Annotated in this window: 12 protein-coding genes and 1 pseudogene; 11 read left to right on the top strand and 2 right to left on the bottom strand. The window is 54.7% G+C overall.

The genetic code is table 11. The annotated features are described in order from the left end of the window. Positions 1–3 precede the first annotated feature (3 nt). The 10 genes from nadD to lipB all read left to right on the top strand — a co-directional run bounded on the left by nadD (position 4) and on the right by lipB (position 9,307). On the top strand, positions 4–663 hold the full coding sequence (nadD, locus tag QHL1GM_RS04995) for a nicotinate-nucleotide adenylyltransferase (protein ID WP_071693481.1): 660 nt from the start codon (positions 4–6) through the stop codon (positions 661–663). 78 nt (positions 664–741) lie between these two features. Beyond that, complete coding sequence (gene rsfS / locus QHL1GM_RS04990; RefSeq protein ID WP_071693480.1) at positions 742–1,128, top strand: ribosome silencing factor; 387 nt, start codon at positions 742–744, stop codon at positions 1,126–1,128. Further along, positions 1,125–1,592, top strand: a complete 468-nt coding sequence (gene rlmH / locus QHL1GM_RS04985) for a 23S rRNA (pseudouridine(1915)-N(3))-methyltransferase RlmH (RefSeq protein ID WP_040480586.1) — start codon at positions 1,125–1,127, stop codon at positions 1,590–1,592. The genes rsfS and rlmH overlap by 4 nt, the downstream gene beginning before the upstream one ends. An 86-nt stretch (positions 1,593–1,678) precedes the next feature. Next, positions 1,679–3,586 carry a penicillin-binding protein 2 gene (gene mrdA, locus QHL1GM_RS04980; RefSeq protein ID WP_071693479.1) on the top strand — a complete coding sequence of 636 codons (1,908 nt, stop codon included), beginning with the start codon at positions 1,679–1,681 and terminating at the stop codon, positions 3,584–3,586. A 3-nt stretch (positions 3,587–3,589) separates the two neighbouring features. Beyond that, a complete protein-coding gene (rodA, locus tag QHL1GM_RS04975; protein ID WP_071693478.1) occupies positions 3,590–4,750 on the top strand; it encodes a rod shape-determining protein RodA in 1,161 nt (386 codons plus the stop codon). Between the two features lie 85 nt (positions 4,751–4,835). Next, positions 4,836–5,897, top strand: a complete 1,062-nt coding sequence (gene mltB / locus QHL1GM_RS04970; protein ID WP_071693477.1) for a lytic murein transglycosylase B — start codon at positions 4,836–4,838, stop codon at positions 5,895–5,897. Next, positions 5,894–6,907, top strand: coding sequence for a septal ring lytic transglycosylase RlpA family protein (locus QHL1GM_RS04965; RefSeq protein WP_071693476.1), 1,014 nt, complete (start codon positions 5,894–5,896; stop codon positions 6,905–6,907). Before mltB ends, QHL1GM_RS04965 begins: the two co-directional genes overlap by 4 nt. A gap of 111 nt (positions 6,908–7,018) precedes the next feature. Next, positions 7,019–8,218, top strand: a complete 1,200-nt coding sequence (locus tag QHL1GM_RS04960) for a D-alanyl-D-alanine carboxypeptidase family protein (RefSeq protein ID WP_071693475.1) — start codon at positions 7,019–7,021, stop codon at positions 8,216–8,218. 112 nt (positions 8,219–8,330) lie between these two features. After that, entirely contained in the window at positions 8,331–8,642 is a 312-nt protein-coding gene (locus QHL1GM_RS04955) for a YbeD family protein (protein WP_071693474.1), read from the top strand. A gap of 2 nt (positions 8,643–8,644) precedes the next feature. Next, positions 8,645–9,307: a lipoyl(octanoyl) transferase LipB gene (gene lipB, locus QHL1GM_RS04950; RefSeq protein WP_071693473.1), complete on the top strand. Its 663-nt coding sequence runs from the start codon at positions 8,645–8,647 to the stop codon at positions 9,305–9,307. A gap of 106 nt (positions 9,308–9,413) precedes the next feature. Here the strand turns inward: lipB and lipA are convergent, their stop codons facing one another. Continuing rightward, a complete protein-coding gene (lipA, locus tag QHL1GM_RS04945) occupies positions 9,414–10,478 on the bottom strand; it encodes a lipoyl synthase (RefSeq protein WP_071693472.1) in 1,065 nt (354 codons plus the stop codon). A 177-nt stretch (positions 10,479–10,655) separates the two neighbouring features. Then, a pseudogene (locus QHL1GM_RS04940) lies at positions 10,656–11,643 on the bottom strand (LysR family transcriptional regulator). Between the two features lie 244 nt (positions 11,644–11,887). On the opposite strand from QHL1GM_RS04940, the gene QHL1GM_RS04935 reads away from it, so the two are divergent. Next, on the top strand, positions 11,888–14,470 hold the full coding sequence (locus tag QHL1GM_RS04935) for a DUF3141 domain-containing protein (RefSeq protein ID WP_071693471.1): 2,583 nt from the start codon (positions 11,888–11,890) through the stop codon (positions 14,468–14,470). Positions 14,471–14,472: the final 2 nt, after the last annotated feature.

The raw sequence follows: 14,472 nt of genomic DNA, 5'->3' as shown, positions 1-14,472 counted from the left end.
GGCATGAGTCAAGCTGAGCAACGTATCGGCATGTTGGGCGGCACCTTTGACCCTGTTCATTTAGGTCACTTGCGCAGCGCGGTAGAGTTGCGTGAGGCGCTGTCGCTTGACCGGCTGCATATGATACCCGCCCAACAGCCGCCGTTACGCGGTCGGCCTCAGGTTTCCGCGCAGCAGCGTTTTGAGCTGTTAGCCGCGGGCATCGGTGACACTTCTGGGCTGGTCGCCGATGACCGCGAGCTGCGGCGTGAAGGGCCCTCTTACAGCGCCGACACGCTGGCCGAGCTGCGCGCCGAGGTCGGTGGTCAGGCACGTTTGGTGATGGCGATTGGTTTTGATGCTTTTCTACGGCTCACCCAGTGGCACCAGCCAGAGCGATTGTTTGAGCTTGCTCACCTAGTGGTGATTGCCAGGCCAGGCTATAGCGATCCGTTACCGGCATCATTAATGGAACTGGTGGAGCATCGCAGAGTCGATAGCGTAGAAGCATTGATGCAGAGGCCCTGTGGTGGCTATCTGCCGCTGGAATTGCCATCGCTAATGGCCATCTCCGCGACTTATATTCGCGAGCGTTTGGAAGCAGGGAAAAGCGTGCGCTATTTGCTGCCAGACCCTGTTGAACGAGCCATTGAGCAGGACGGTCTTTATCGACAGCGCGAATAGCGCTGGCAGTCATCAAAGAAGCCGTTACAATGGCGGGCTTTATTGACCGATTAACCAATAAGGTTGTCTTTAGGAGTCATGCACATCGATACATTGAAAAATCTAGCGGTTGACGCGCTAGAAGAACTGAAAGCACGTGACATTACGCAGTTGGATGTTGCCAAACTAACCGAGGTCACCGACCTCATGCTGATTGCCAGTGGCACTTCGACACGCCATGTGGCTGCGCTGGCGCAAAACGTCGTGGAAAAAGCCAAGGCTGCAGGGCTTGGGCCTCTGGGCGTTGAAGGTGGCGATAACGCAGACTGGGTGCTGGTCGACCTGGGCGATGTTGTTGTCCACGTGATGATGCCCGAGGCACGTGTCCTTTATGACTTAGAGCGGCTGTGGGCCGATCTGCCGAGTGACTCGGGTGCCATTGGCGAGTCCCTTGAACGCTTTCAAGAGCGAGCCGGCATGTCATGAGGATCCGGCTGTTGGCGGTGGGAAGCAAAATGCCTGGATGGGTAGAAGAGGGCGTCGACACTTACCGCAAGCGGCTACCGAGAGATTTTAATCTCGAGATAGAAGAAATTGCCCTCGGTCAGCGTGGCAAAAACGCAGATATCGCCAAAGCGCGCGCCCAGGAGGCGCAGCGTATTCGCGACAAGCTGCGTGGCGACGAATACGTGGTAGCACTGGAAGTCAAAGGTAAGCCTTGGACCACCGAACAGCTGGCACAAGAAGCCGACGCCTGGCGCATGGCCGGGCGTGATATTGTCTTGCTTGTGGGTGGGCCGGATGGTCTTGAGCCATCGCTATCTGCGATGGCAGATAAAAAGTGGTCAATCTCCCCGCTGACGCTGCCTCACCCGCTGGTGCGGATTATGCTGGCCGAGCAGCTTTACCGCGCCTGGACATTATTGATAGGTCACCCTTATCACCGCTAACGGCTAACTGAGATGGTGAGCGATCACTGTTGGGCCTGCTGCTCCTTTGTTTGATTTGATTGTTTGATTTGAGAGTCACCGTTGCCATGCTCAAGCGCCCCAACACGCTAAAAAACTCCGAGCAAGAACTGCGTATTTTCCGTGTTAGAGCGCTGCTCGCGGTATTAGTGGTGTTGACGCTTGCTAGCTTACTAGCGGGGCGCTTAGTTTATTTACAGATCGTTCAGCATGATATGTACAGCACACGCTCCGAAAATAACCGGGTGCGTGTCGAGCCGCTGCCGCCTAACCGCGGCTTGATCTATGATCGTAACGGCGTGCTGCTGGCTGAAAACCGCCCAACCTATAACCTCACGCTGGTTCGCGAACGTGTCGATAACCTGGACGAAACCCTGGCGCTGTTGGTAGAGCTGCTTGAGCTACCTGAAGAAGAGATAGAGGCGTTCAATGTGCGCTCGCGCCAACGCCAGCGTCCCTTCCAGCCTGCGTTACTCACCAGTGATCTAAGCGAAGCGCAAATTGCTCGTTTGGCGGTTAACCGACACCGCCTGCCTGGCGTTGAGATTGAGGCCCAGCCACTGCGTTACTACCCGGATGCTGAAATAATGGCGCACGCCTTGGGCTATGTGGGCCGTATTAACGCTGAAGAGATGGAAGCGCTGGATGCGGGCCGTTACGCGGGTACCCACTTTATCGGTAAAACCGGTATTGAGCGTTTTTACGAAGAGGAGCTGCACGGTCAGGCAGGCTTGCGCAAAGTAGAAACGAACGCCCGCGGTCGGGTATTGCGGGAGCTTGGCCGCACCGACCCCGTGCCGGGGGCGAATCTGACCTTAACGTTAGACAAGTCCATGCAGATGCTGGCCTATGAACTGCTGGATGGCCGTCGCGGCTCTATCGTGGCCATTGTGCCAGCAACAGGCGAGATACTTGCAATGGTGTCGACCCCAGGGTTTGACAGTAACCAGTTTGTCACTGGAATTGACGTTGCCTCTTACCGTGGCTTGCAGGAGGACCTTGACCTACCGCTGTTTAACCGCGCTATTCGCGGACACTATCCACCAGGCTCTACGATCAAGCCTTTTCTTGCCCTGGCGGGCTTGGTGGAGGGCGTGATCACCCCGGACAGCACCATTAATGACCCCGGTTACTTTCAGTTACCCAATGATTCCCGTCGCTACCGTAACTGGCTGCGTTGGGGGCATGGCCGTGTCGATATGGAGCGCTCCATTGCGGTCTCTAATAACACTTATTACTACACCTTGGCCCACGACCTGGGCATCGATAATTTGCATGAGCAAATGAGTAATTTTGGCTTTGGCCAGCGCGTTGCTCACGACGTGCAAGGAGAAAGCACCGCCTTAATGCCTTCGCGAGATTGGAAGCGCGGGCGCTTTAACCAGCCCTGGTACCCCGGCGAAACCCTCTCGGTGGGGATCGGGCAAGGCTATTGGCAAGTAACGCCTCTTCAGCTCGCCAGCGCCACGGCAACCTTGGCCAATCGTGGCCACTGGGTAAAGCCGAGACTGGCCCGGCAGATTGGGGAAACCCCCGTTCCACGCGATCTGCCAGATACCTTAGATGATATTCAGCTAGCCAATGATAGCTGGTGGGATAGGGTATTCAGCGGTATGGAAAAAGTGATTAGTGGCCGTGAAGGCACCGCCCGTCGAACCGGTGTGGGTCTTGAGTACCCTATGGGCGGTAAATCAGGCACGGCACAAGTATTCTCGCTAGGGCAGGATCAGCGCTACAACGCCGATGAGCTGGCCGAGCGGCTACGTGATCACGCGCTGTTTATGGCCTTTGCGCCATTGGAGGACCCCCAGATTGCCGTGTCTGTGATTGTTGAAAATGCTGGCGGTGGCAGTACCCACGCGGCTCACTTGGCGCGCGCCATGACCGATGCCTGGTTACTTGAGGATGATGCCCCCGACGTGGATGAAGTGCGCGAAGTGTTAGAAGAAGATAATGCCAATGTGGAGGGTAACTAAGCTATGCCTTGGCATTATATAGCCCGTTCTATGCGTGGCCACCCTGTGCGTCCGCCAGAAAGTGGCATCGCCCGGCGCAAAAGTATTTGGGAGCGGATTCATATCGATCCCTGGCTGCTTGGCTTGCTCTTGCTGCTGATGGGGAGCGGTTTAATCGTTCTTTACAGCGCTTCCGGGCAATCCATTGATGTGGTGATTGCCCAGGGCGTGCGCTTTGGTATCGCGCTGGTAGGAATGGCGATTATTGCCCAATTTTCGCCGTCTACCTTTTTACGCTGGGCGCCGCTGGCCTATGGCGTCGGTGTTGCCATGCTGATTGCCGTTGATGTGGTTGGCGATGTGGGCATGGGCGCCAAGCGCTGGCTAGTGATTCCTGGTGTGATTCGTTTTCAGCCTTCGGAAATGATGAAGCTGGCGGCTCCGCTAATGGTTGCAGCCTATCTTAATCGCTGCGAACTACCGCCGCGGCTGCGTGATATTGCCGTGTGTGCGGTCATTATTGGCGTTCCTGTTGTGCTAACAGCGATCCAGCCCGATTTAGGAACCTCACTGCTGGTGTCCAGTGCAGCTCTGATTGTGGTGCTGTTGGCAGGCTTGTCGTGGCGTTTGATCGGATTTATTGCAGCGCTGGGAGCCGCGGGGGTGCCCCTCCTCTGGATGAATATGCATAACTACCAGCGCCAGCGGGTATTGACGTTTCTTAACCCTGAAAGCGACCCACTGGGGGCTGGTTGGAACATCATCCAATCGACCACGGCCATAGGCAGTGGCGGGTTATGGGGCAAGGGCTGGCTGCAAGGCACGCAATCACAGCTCGAGTTTTTACCTGAGCGTCATACGGACTTCATTATTGCCGTTCTCGGCGAAGAGTTTGGGTTGGTCGGTATGTTAGTGTTGCTGTGCCTGTATCTATTGATTGTGAGCCGTGGTTTGTGGATGGCAAGCGCAGCACAAGATACATTTGGTCGCTTGGTTGCGGGCAGCATTATTTTAACGTTTTTTATCTACGTGTTTGTCAATATGGGGATGGTGAGCGGCATTCTACCCGTGGTGGGTGTGCCTCTGCCGTTGGTCAGTTTCGGTGGCACCTCAAGCGTGACCTTGTTAGCGGGTTTCGGTATTCTCATGTCGATACATGCTCACCGCCGGTTGCTGTCGCGCTAGCCCTGGTTCATACACCTTGTTGCTCGGCAATGGAAAACTCAGGCATGGATGATTCTGGAATGAATAGCTCAAGAGTGGAGAGCCAATGAACAAGGTTCAAGGGAAGACGAGCAGCTATGTGTTGGCCGCGCTGATTTGCTGTGCAACGCCCGTGGTGTTTGCCGATCAGCCTTCACGGGAATCTCAAGCCGTTGTTCCTCAGCACTTTGCGCCCCAGCAGAATGCAGATACCCAAGCGCTAATGGAAGAGCTGGTGGAACAAGGGTTGCCCCAAGCGTGGCTTGAAGAAGCGCTGGGGCAGGCGGATTACACCCAGAGCGTGTTAGACGCGATGGAAGGAGCCGCAGAGCGCCGCCTTAAGTGGCATGAGTATCGGGCTATTTTTATGACCCAGCAGCGTATTGAAGAGGGCGCGGAATTTATCGACGCCCACGCCGACGCTTTAGCACGAGCTGAAAACACATACGGCGTACCCGTCGAGGTTATTGCCGCCATTATTGGCGTTGAAACCTACTATGGTCGGCATAAAGGCCAGCACCGCGTGCTGGATTCACTGGCTACGCTGGCGTTTCACCACCCAACAAGGGGCGCCTTTTTCCGCGGTGAACTAGCGGCCTTTTTACGGATCGCCTATGAGCAACAGGTCGATCCTACCGAACTACGTGGCTCCTATGCGGGAGCCATGGGTTACCCGCAGTTTATACCCACCAGTTACCAAGCCTATGCCGTGGATTTTGATGACGACGGGCGTCGCGATCTTTGGGAGAATCCGGTCGATGCGATTGGCAGCGTCGCCAACTACTTTGCAGAGCATAGCTGGCAGCCGGGAGCTGATATTTACCATCAGGCCAGTGGGCCCGACGTACTGCCCCTAGAGCTACTGCAGGAACTCTCATTTAATCAAACGTCACCTCCCAAGTTGAGCATTGCTCAGCTGGCTTCGCATGGGTTTGAGCCCAGCGAACCACTCGATGGTGATTTATTGGTTGTACCGCTGGCGCTTGAATTTGCCGATGGGGAAACTGGTTATCGATTTGGCGAGTATAATTTTTATGTGATTACCCGCTACAACCATAGCCACCTCTATGCCATGGCCGTAGCCGAGTTGGCAGAAGCGATTGCTGAGCTGCATGAGGATGAGGCATGAATAGAAAACTGACGATGACCCGGCGAGTAGGTGGCGTAATCGCCTTGTTAGCGCTGGTCAGCGGCTGTGCCAGCAATGGCACTCAACGGGTAGACGCGCCCGCCAGCCCCAGTAAGCCAACGGCGGCCCCTGATTCGACGTCAGCCAATACCAGCGGTGGTCGCTATGCCATGAGTGGTGATGCCTACCCACTTGAGCCGCCGGATGTTACCAAGGTGCCTGATGCAGAGCCGCGCATTGAGCAGCCGTCCCGTGCGGGCAACCGTTCTAGCTATGAAGTATGGGGTAAAACTTACCACGTGCTGCCTGATGCATCAGGCTATGAGAAACGTGGCACGGCATCCTGGTATGGCGAAAAATTTCATGGCTACGCGACGTCAAACGGTGAAATCTACGACATGTATAAAATGTCGGCGGCGCACCGTTCGTTGCCTCTGCCCACATTTGCGCGGGTCACCAGTTTAGATAACGGGCAGTCGGTGATTGTCAGGGTCAATGACCGTGGTCCCTTCCATAGCGACCGGGAGATCGATCTCTCCTACGCGGCAGCGTCACGCTTGGGCTTTCTTGAGAACGGTACCGGGTCTGTTAAAGTTGAAGCGATCAATCCTGAACAGTGGCTAGCCGAGCGCGGCAGAGGCGGCAGCGCTTCAACGCAGGCTAGGCAGGTAGAGGAGCCACGTGCTGCTTCATCCCCTTCGCTTGCAGCTGCTCAGCCAGAGGTGTCTGCAACATCAGTGCCTGCTCCTTCATCACCAGTGTCGCAATCACCGTCTAGTCAGGGCGAGACAGGTAACGCGGTGTATCTACAGATCGCGGCGCTAGGTAATCCTGAAGGCGCCCAGCAATTACAGCAGCGTTTGGAAGGTGAGCAGCCCCATGCGGTGCGTATTATGAGCGACGCCGACGTTTATCGTGTCCAAGTGGGGCCCATTACGCCAGGGCAAGAGACTCAGGCGCGAGAAACACTGCGCCAAGCAGGGTTCCCCCAGGTCTTTGTTGTGCGATAATTCACCCCCCTATTTATTCCTTGTGGCGCGTCTTACGCGCCGCCGTATTTTACAAATAAGCCTTGCAAGTAAGCTTTGCAGGTAAGCTTTCAAGTTAAGTGAGACAATCGTATGAACGTGTTTACATCCATTGGTCGCTCTGCACGGCTGTGCCTCTTTGCTGCCATGGCCACAGTTGCCGTACCTGCGGCAGCCCAGGTGATTCCGCAGCCGCAGACCATTATCCCTTCAGCCCCCCAGTTAGCGGCAAGTTCGTGGATACTCATGGATGCTAACAGTGGACGTATACTGGCGGAGCATAACTCCGATGAGCGCCTGCCACCGGCGAGCTTGACCAAGCTAATGACCGCCTATTTGGTAGAGCGTGAGCTGGATCGCGGTACTATCAATCTGACCGATATGATTAACATTAGCGAGAAGGCTTGGCGTACCGGCGGCTCGAAAATGTTTATTGAGGTGGGTGATCAAGTATCGGTAGATGACCTTCTCCACGGCATCATTATTGTTTCGGGTAACGATGCCAGTGTTGCCATGGCAGAGCATTTAGCCGGTGGTGAAACGCCGTTTGCAGATCTGATGAATCAGCATGCCACTCGGTTGGGTATGAATAATACCAACTTCCAGAATGCCACTGGTTTGCCGGGCGAGAATCACTACTCAACTGCCCATGATATGGCGCTTTTATCGCAGCACATCATTAATGATTACCCAGATCACTACGAAATTTACTCGCAGCGCACTTTCTCTTTTGGCGGCATTGATCAACCCAACCGTAACCGTCTACTTTGGCGCGACCCGTCTGTAGATGGTCTTAAAACTGGCTGGACAACAGAAGCAGGCTTCTGCCTGGTGTCATCGGCAAAGCGTGACGATATGCGCTTGATTTCAGTGGTGATGGGCACCACTTCTGACGAAGCACGCGCGCAGGAAACTCAAAAGCTGCTCAGCTACGGTTTCCGCTTTTTTGAGACCATGAAGCTCTACGAGCGTGGTGCCGTGCTGGCGACCCCGCGGGTATGGGGTGGCGATATCAATGAGCTACGCGTTGGTGTTGATGAAGAGGTCTTTATGACACTGCCGCGCAACCGCAACGAAGAGCTGCGCGCACGGCTAAACCTCAACCCAGACCTTCAGGCTCCGATTGCCATTGGCGACGAGGTCGGTACGCTGGAAGTTCATTTGGGTGACGAAGTGGTCGGTGAACGTCGCCTAGTGGCGCTGGAAAACATCGAAGAGGGTGGTCTCTTTAAGCGCTTGTTCGATCAGGTGCAGCGCTTCTTTAGTAATCTGATTGGTAATTTTACGGATTGATTATAACCTTACGACCGCTAGGTTGATTGGCTCTATCGTATATCTGTAATGAACCTAGTCTTTGTGAAAATCAGTCCTTGTGAAAATACAGTCTTTGCGAGATAGGTTTGATATGAAAAAAGATGCTCCTCAGGGGTTGCGTGATTTACGCCAACCGGCGGTTCAAGAGCCGCCTAAAATCACCTTTCCCTGTGATTACTCGTTAAAAGTCGTCGGTGATGCCGCCGAGGACTTTCCAGCCTGTGTGTGCCAGGTGATCGTACGCCATGCCCCCGATTTTGATGCGACGGCAATGCAGGTGGTCGACAGCCGCAATGGTCGTTTTCAATCGGTTCGTGTGGTAATTAGGGCGACCGGAGAGCAGCACATTAAAGAGCTGTTTGAGGATCTCAAGGCCACCGGCCGTGTGCATATGGTGGTGTAATCGTGGATAATGCCGTGCCGATTGAGTTGCACGATTTGGGGCATCAAGCCTACCTGCCGGTTTGGGAGGCCATGCGCGCCCTGACCGATACGCGGGATGCGCAAACCCCAGATCAGTTTTGGTTGGTCGAGCATGATCCGGTGTTTACCCAAGGCCAGGCTGGCAAACCTGAGCATCTGTTACTGCCCGGTGATATCCCTGTGGTGCACGTTGATCGGGGCGGCCAGGTCACCTACCACGGGCCGGGGCAGGTGGTGCTGTACCCGCTGCTGGATGTGCGGCGGAGCAAAATTGGCGTGCGCGATTTAGTCACTGCATTGGAAAATGCTGTGATTGACGTTTTGAGCAGCTACGGTGTAAGCGCCCGAGCACGGCCCGATGCCCCCGGTGTTTATGTGATGACAGAAGCGGGTGAGGCGAAAATTGCTTCACTCGGCTTACGTATTCGGCGCGGGGCAAGCTTTCACGGCGTGGCGTTAAATGTAGATGGTGACTTAGCGCCTTTTTTGCGCATTAACCCCTGCGGCTATGCGGGTATGCCCATGGTGAAGCTGGCTGAATTGGTGGCGTTGCCAAGCGAGCATCGAGTAGGTGAGCAGTTGGCCGAGGCGCTGGCCAAACGGCTAAATCGTGAATTGGTTAGTGTTGATCAATCGCCACTGTAAAGACTGGGCCATTGTTTTTTAAAAAAGTGGTTCAAAACGGGACTCATAAAGCGGGGCCTAAATCCAGCTCAGTAGCAGTAAGCCCCGTATAGCGATTGATTTAGGCTTATCCAACGTTGAACGCTGGAATAATATTGGGGTTTGCTTCCTGTTCCTGGCCGGGAATAGCGGCAGGTGAGGCGAGCCCCAGATTGTTTTTCTCAAACACGCGATCGGCGCGGTAGCTTGAACGCACCAGCGGTCCAGACGGTACTTCCATAAAGCCTTTTTCCAGGCCAATCACGCGGTAGCGATCAAACTCTTCAGGCGTTACCCAGCGCTCCACCGACAGGTGATTTTTGGTGGGGCGTAGGTATTGGCCAAGAGTGACAATATCGACGCCAATCTCACGTAGATCGTCAAACGTTTGCAAAATCTCTTCGTCGGTTTCACCCAAGCCCAGCATTAGGCTGGTTTTGGTGATGATATCTGGGCGGTAGCGCTTGGCATGGGCGAGGACATCAAGGGTTTTACGGTAACCTGCCCGACGGTCTCGCACGCGGCCTGTCAGCCGCTCAACGGTTTCCACGTTCTGGGCAAATACTTGTAGACCAGAGTCAACGACGCGTTCGATAGCGGCAAGCTCGCCGTCGAAGTCGGGCGTCAAAGCTTCCACTACCACTTCGGGCGTGCGTGCTTTGATCGCGCGAATGCAGTTGGCATAGTGGGTTGCGCCACCATCGTCAAGGTCGTCACGGTCGACTGAGGTCAGTACGATATAACGCAGCCCCATAAGCTCTACGGATTTGGCTGTGTTTTCGGGCTCTTCGTGGTCAAGCCAGCCTTGGGGATTACCGGTGTCTACCGCGCAGAATCGACAGGCGCGGGTGCATACCGAGCCCATTAGCATGATAGTGGCTGTACCGTTGCTCCAGCACTCGCCCATATTGGGGCAGTGGGATTCGGCACAAACGGTGCTTAGTCGATGGGTGGCAACGTTTTTCTTGACCGCCTCAAAACGTTCACCGCCGGGGATCTGTGCTCGCAACCACTTGGGTTTTCGCTCAAGCTCAACAGAAGGGGCCTCTGGCTGCGCTTTGCGCTGCTTCATGCCATCCTTGATCACCGACATGCCATGCTCGTTACGGTATTTTTCACCGCTGGACACGCGCTGCGAGGGGTTATTGCTCATAGGGACAGAGCCTCTCTTCTGTGCGGTAGGCCGAAGGCATAAAAGGGTTTAAACCCGTTCAAAGCCTGCCAATTGAAAGCTAATTAATACGAAGTACGCGCGATATTTTATCGTGCTAGTTACGGCTAATGTAACATATCTCGCTATTAACAAGACACCGTAAGCCACTACTCGCCTTCAGGGTGAAAGTATCGGTAAACAGGCTACACCGTGGCTGGGCAAGGGGCTGGAGGGAGCTTGAAAATGGCGACGATAGTCGGGTAAGTGCTCACGAATAAAGCTCAAAAAGAGCTCGGCGACCGGGGTGGGTAAGCGCTCACGGGTATAAACCGTGCACCAAGAGCGGTGGATGGGGAAGTCAGGCAGCCCCAGCTCAAAAAGTAACCCCTGTTCCAGCTCTAGCTGCACCGCCAATCGCGGAAGTACCGCGACACCCAAATGAGCCATTACACCGCCTTTAATCGCCTCATTGGTCCCTAGTTCAATACAGTGGGGAAGAGCAACCTGCTGATTGGCGGCCATTTGCTCAAAGGCGTTACGTACGCCAGAGCCGGGTTCGCGCATAAGTACGTAGTGGCGAGCAAAGTCTGCTAATGAGGGTTGCGGCATTAAAAGCAGCGGATGCTCAGGCCAGACAACGGCAATCAGTTCGTTATCAATAATCGGCATTGCCACCAGACGGTCATCTTCAGGCACCATCGCCATAATAACCAGATCGTCTTGCTGTTCGGCCAACCGTTCAAGAGCTTGGCGGCGGTTGCATACCTTAAGGCGCACGTGCACTTCAGGGTAGTTAGCACGGAAACGGGCAAGCAAGTAGGGCACTACATATTGGGCTGAGGAAACCGCCGCTATACTAAGTTCGCCGCTTATTTTGCCGTTAATATCCGATAGATTCATTTCCAGCCGTGAAAGCTGGCCAAAAAATTTCTCGCGTCGAGTGGGCAAGGGTGTCGGCGGCGGGAAGGGTGTGGAGCGTTTTGCTTGTGTATCTAAACAGTGGCTGCCCTAGTGCCAACTCAAGCTGGCGTATTTGTGCGCTCACCGCGGGCTGGGTAAGCCCCAGCTGCTCTGCCGCTCGGGAGTAAGACCGCTGCCGATGCACCGCCTGAAAGACCTGTAGTTGCCGAAATGTAAGGCGATTGAGCAGATTAGGGGATGACATAGCAACCTCGTAGTGGACACCCTTGTACCGTAAGGATTAATACCAAAATCAGGCTTCATCGCCAGGGCAAAGCATGCTAACACTGAATCTTAGACACTGCCTAAACAGGAGGTAATTAGTCGCATAAGGCGTAATTATCAGGGTTAAAGATCGACGCCGCGGACGTAGTGTCCTAAACTATATTGCATTGCAGCATCATTGCTTTCGGGTCTGATGCCTGTGCATCAACCCTATGGGAGACCCTATGAACTTTCTTGCCAACCCCCTCGCCAATCCTTTGTTTCCTGCCAACGCTTTTATCGGCGCATGGCTAAAGCAACAAAGTGGTTCCTCAAGTGTGCCAGGCAGCGAGGCGATCGCTTCATTTATCGACCCGTTCGGGTATGGGCGTGCCGCCTTTGATTACTGGCGCGATAGCATGGAGCGCAGCGTTCTTTATCTAGACGTTATGCGCGAACGTGGTAATCAGTACCTTGAGCACATGGAGCAAACAAAGCCCAGCGTATTGGGGTTTGAAACCGAAGTAATGATGGATGGGCGGACGCTACCGCGGCCAACCAACTATGAGTTGCTGCGCGTGCTGCCCCACGAAGGGACGGAAACTGACCCAGAAATGCGCCCTTTTGTAGTGGTAGACCCGCGTGCGGGACATGGGCCAGGGATCGGTGGGTTTAAGCCGGACAGTGAGTTGGGCGTAGCGCTTAAAGCGGGGCACCCTTGCTATTTTATTGGTTTTTTGCCGTTCCCTGAACCGGGTCAAACCGTCGAGGATGTGGTTGAGTCGGAAGTTGCGTTCCTTCGTCATGTGATTGAGCTTCATCCCGAAACCACCGAAAAGCCGATGGTTGTAGGCAATTGCCAGGCGGGCTGGCAAATCATGATGGCGGCTGCCTTAGAGCCGGATGTTTTTGGGCCAATCCTGATTGCCGGTGCGCCGCTCTCTTACTGGGCAGGTGAGCACGGCAAAGCCCCGATGCGTTACACCGGCGGTATGGCGGGGGGCAGCTGGATTACGGCGCTTACTAGCGATATTGGCGATGGCCTATTTGACGGGGCGTGGCTGGTGCAGAACTTTGAGCGCCTCAATCCGGCTAATACCTACTGGAAAAAGCAGTATCACCTTTACGACAACATCGATACGGAAGCGGGCCGATACCTCGATTTTGAACGCTGGTGGGGGGGGCACGTCGTATTGGGCGGTGATGAGATTCAGTATATTGTCGATAACCTGTTTGTTGGCAATCGACTCTCTACCGCGCAACTGGTAACCCATGATGGGCGCCGAATCGACCTGCGCAATGTGCGCTCGCCAATAGTAGTGTTCTGCTCGCGAGGGGACGATATTACGCCGCCGCCTCAAGCATTGGGCTGGATTCGTGATCTATATGAAAACACAGATGACATCATCGCGAACGAGCAAACTATCGTTTATTGCCAGCACGATACTACCGGCCACCTAGGTATTTTTGTTTCTGGCAGCGTGTCGCGAAAAGAGCATACCGAATTCACAGCCAATATGGATTACATCGACGTATTGCCGCCAGGGCTCTATGAAACCGCCATATCCCCGGCCGAAAAAGGCGAAGATGCTGAGCTGTTTGAGCGTGACTACCTGCTCGAATTTATGCCGCGTAACTTTGAAGAGTTAGATCAGGCAGTGATGCACAAGCCTGAAGATGATCGTCGCTTTGCCACAGTGGCGCGGATATCAGAAATCAATTTGGGGTTGTATAGGCTCTTTGTGCAGCCCTGGATAAAAGCCATCATGACGCCGGAGTCTGCCCGCTTTATTCGGCGTATGCATCCGATCCGTTTGGGCTACAAACTGCTTTCTGACCGCAACCCGCTTTCAGTGCCGCTCCCCGTGATGGCGGAAGCAGTGCGTAAAAATCGTCACCCAGTGTCACACGACAACCTGTTTAAAGCGTTTGAAACGATGGGGTCGGATCAACTGGTCGCGAGTCTCAACGCGATGCGCGATTTACGCGATAGCAGTACAGAAAAAATGTTCATGGAGATCTACGGGCAGCCACTGTTACAAGCCGCGGTTGGCCTTTATGGAGATGCCCATGTGCATCGCCGCCGTCCAGGGGCTGAGCCCGAGCACCGCCGCTTTGTTGAACAGCGCCAGGAAGAGCTGCGCAAGAAAATTGCTCAGGGTGGTGCCCATGAAGCGGTTATGCGTTCGCTTATCTACGTGCTCGGTGGCGCCCCAGCCACGGATGAGCGTAACTTTAAGCGGCTACGCGCCTCACGCGCGGAGCTGGAGCCCGGCATCAAGCTGAGTGAATTTAAACGCCTTGTGCGCGAGCAGTTCTTTATCTTGAAGCTGGATCGCGAGCTGGCGTTGAACTCATTGCCTGATTTGCTCACAGGTAGCAGTAATGACGATATTGATGGCTATATAAGCCACCTTGAGCACGTGTTCGCTGCTAGCGGCGACCTGTCAGAGCATACTGCTGACCGCTTTAATCAGATTAAAGCACTGTTTGATAAAGCAAGGCCGAACAAGCCGGCAGCGAGCAAACCGGCAGCCAAAGAATCGGTTGCGAAGGCCAAGCCTGCTGCTGCGAAGAAATCAGCGTCAAGTGTTGAAGCGGTGCCTGCTCAAGCCAAGGCCCCTGAAGAAGCTAGCCCTGCAAAGCCAAAGGCTGTCACGGCTAAGCCGTCCGAGACGCAAGCTGTGAAGGCTGCACCAGCGGCCAAGGATAAGCCCATGGCCGAGGAGTCGGCGGCAAAACCGGCTGCGGCTAACGAACCGGCCAGTGAGCCAGCGGCTAAACCCGCTAACACTTCCAAGCGCAAAAAGACGCCGCCTAAACGCTAGAA

Origin of the sequence: Halomonas sp. QHL1, assembly GCF_001882345.1 — a bacterium.
In the GTDB taxonomy this organism is placed as follows: Bacteria; Pseudomonadota; Gammaproteobacteria; order Pseudomonadales; family Halomonadaceae; genus Vreelandella.
This window is presented reverse-complemented; position numbering and strand designations above follow the sequence as displayed.

Coding starts and splice junctions, on each gene's coding strand:
- lipA (WP_071693472.1), bottom strand. CDS start 10,478: ATGAGCAATAACCCCTCGCAGCGCGTGTCCAGCGGTGAAAAATACCGT.
- nadD (WP_071693481.1), top strand. CDS start 4: ATGAGTCAAGCTGAGCAACGTATCGGCATGTTGGGCGGCACCTTTGAC.
- QHL1GM_RS04960 (WP_071693475.1), top strand. CDS start 7,019: ATGAACGTGTTTACATCCATTGGTCGCTCTGCACGGCTGTGCCTCTTT.
- rsfS (WP_071693480.1), top strand. CDS start 742: ATGCACATCGATACATTGAAAAATCTAGCGGTTGACGCGCTAGAAGAA.
- rodA (WP_071693478.1), top strand. CDS start 3,590: ATGCCTTGGCATTATATAGCCCGTTCTATGCGTGGCCACCCTGTGCGT.
- mrdA (WP_071693479.1), top strand. CDS start 1,679: ATGCTCAAGCGCCCCAACACGCTAAAAAACTCCGAGCAAGAACTGCGT.
- QHL1GM_RS04935 (WP_071693471.1), top strand. CDS start 11,888: ATGAACTTTCTTGCCAACCCCCTCGCCAATCCTTTGTTTCCTGCCAAC.
- rlmH (WP_040480586.1), top strand. CDS start 1,125: ATGAGGATCCGGCTGTTGGCGGTGGGAAGCAAAATGCCTGGATGGGTA.
- QHL1GM_RS04965 (WP_071693476.1), top strand. CDS start 5,894: ATGAATAGAAAACTGACGATGACCCGGCGAGTAGGTGGCGTAATCGCC.
- QHL1GM_RS04955 (WP_071693474.1), top strand. CDS start 8,331: ATGAAAAAAGATGCTCCTCAGGGGTTGCGTGATTTACGCCAACCGGCG.
- mltB (WP_071693477.1), top strand. CDS start 4,836: ATGAACAAGGTTCAAGGGAAGACGAGCAGCTATGTGTTGGCCGCGCTG.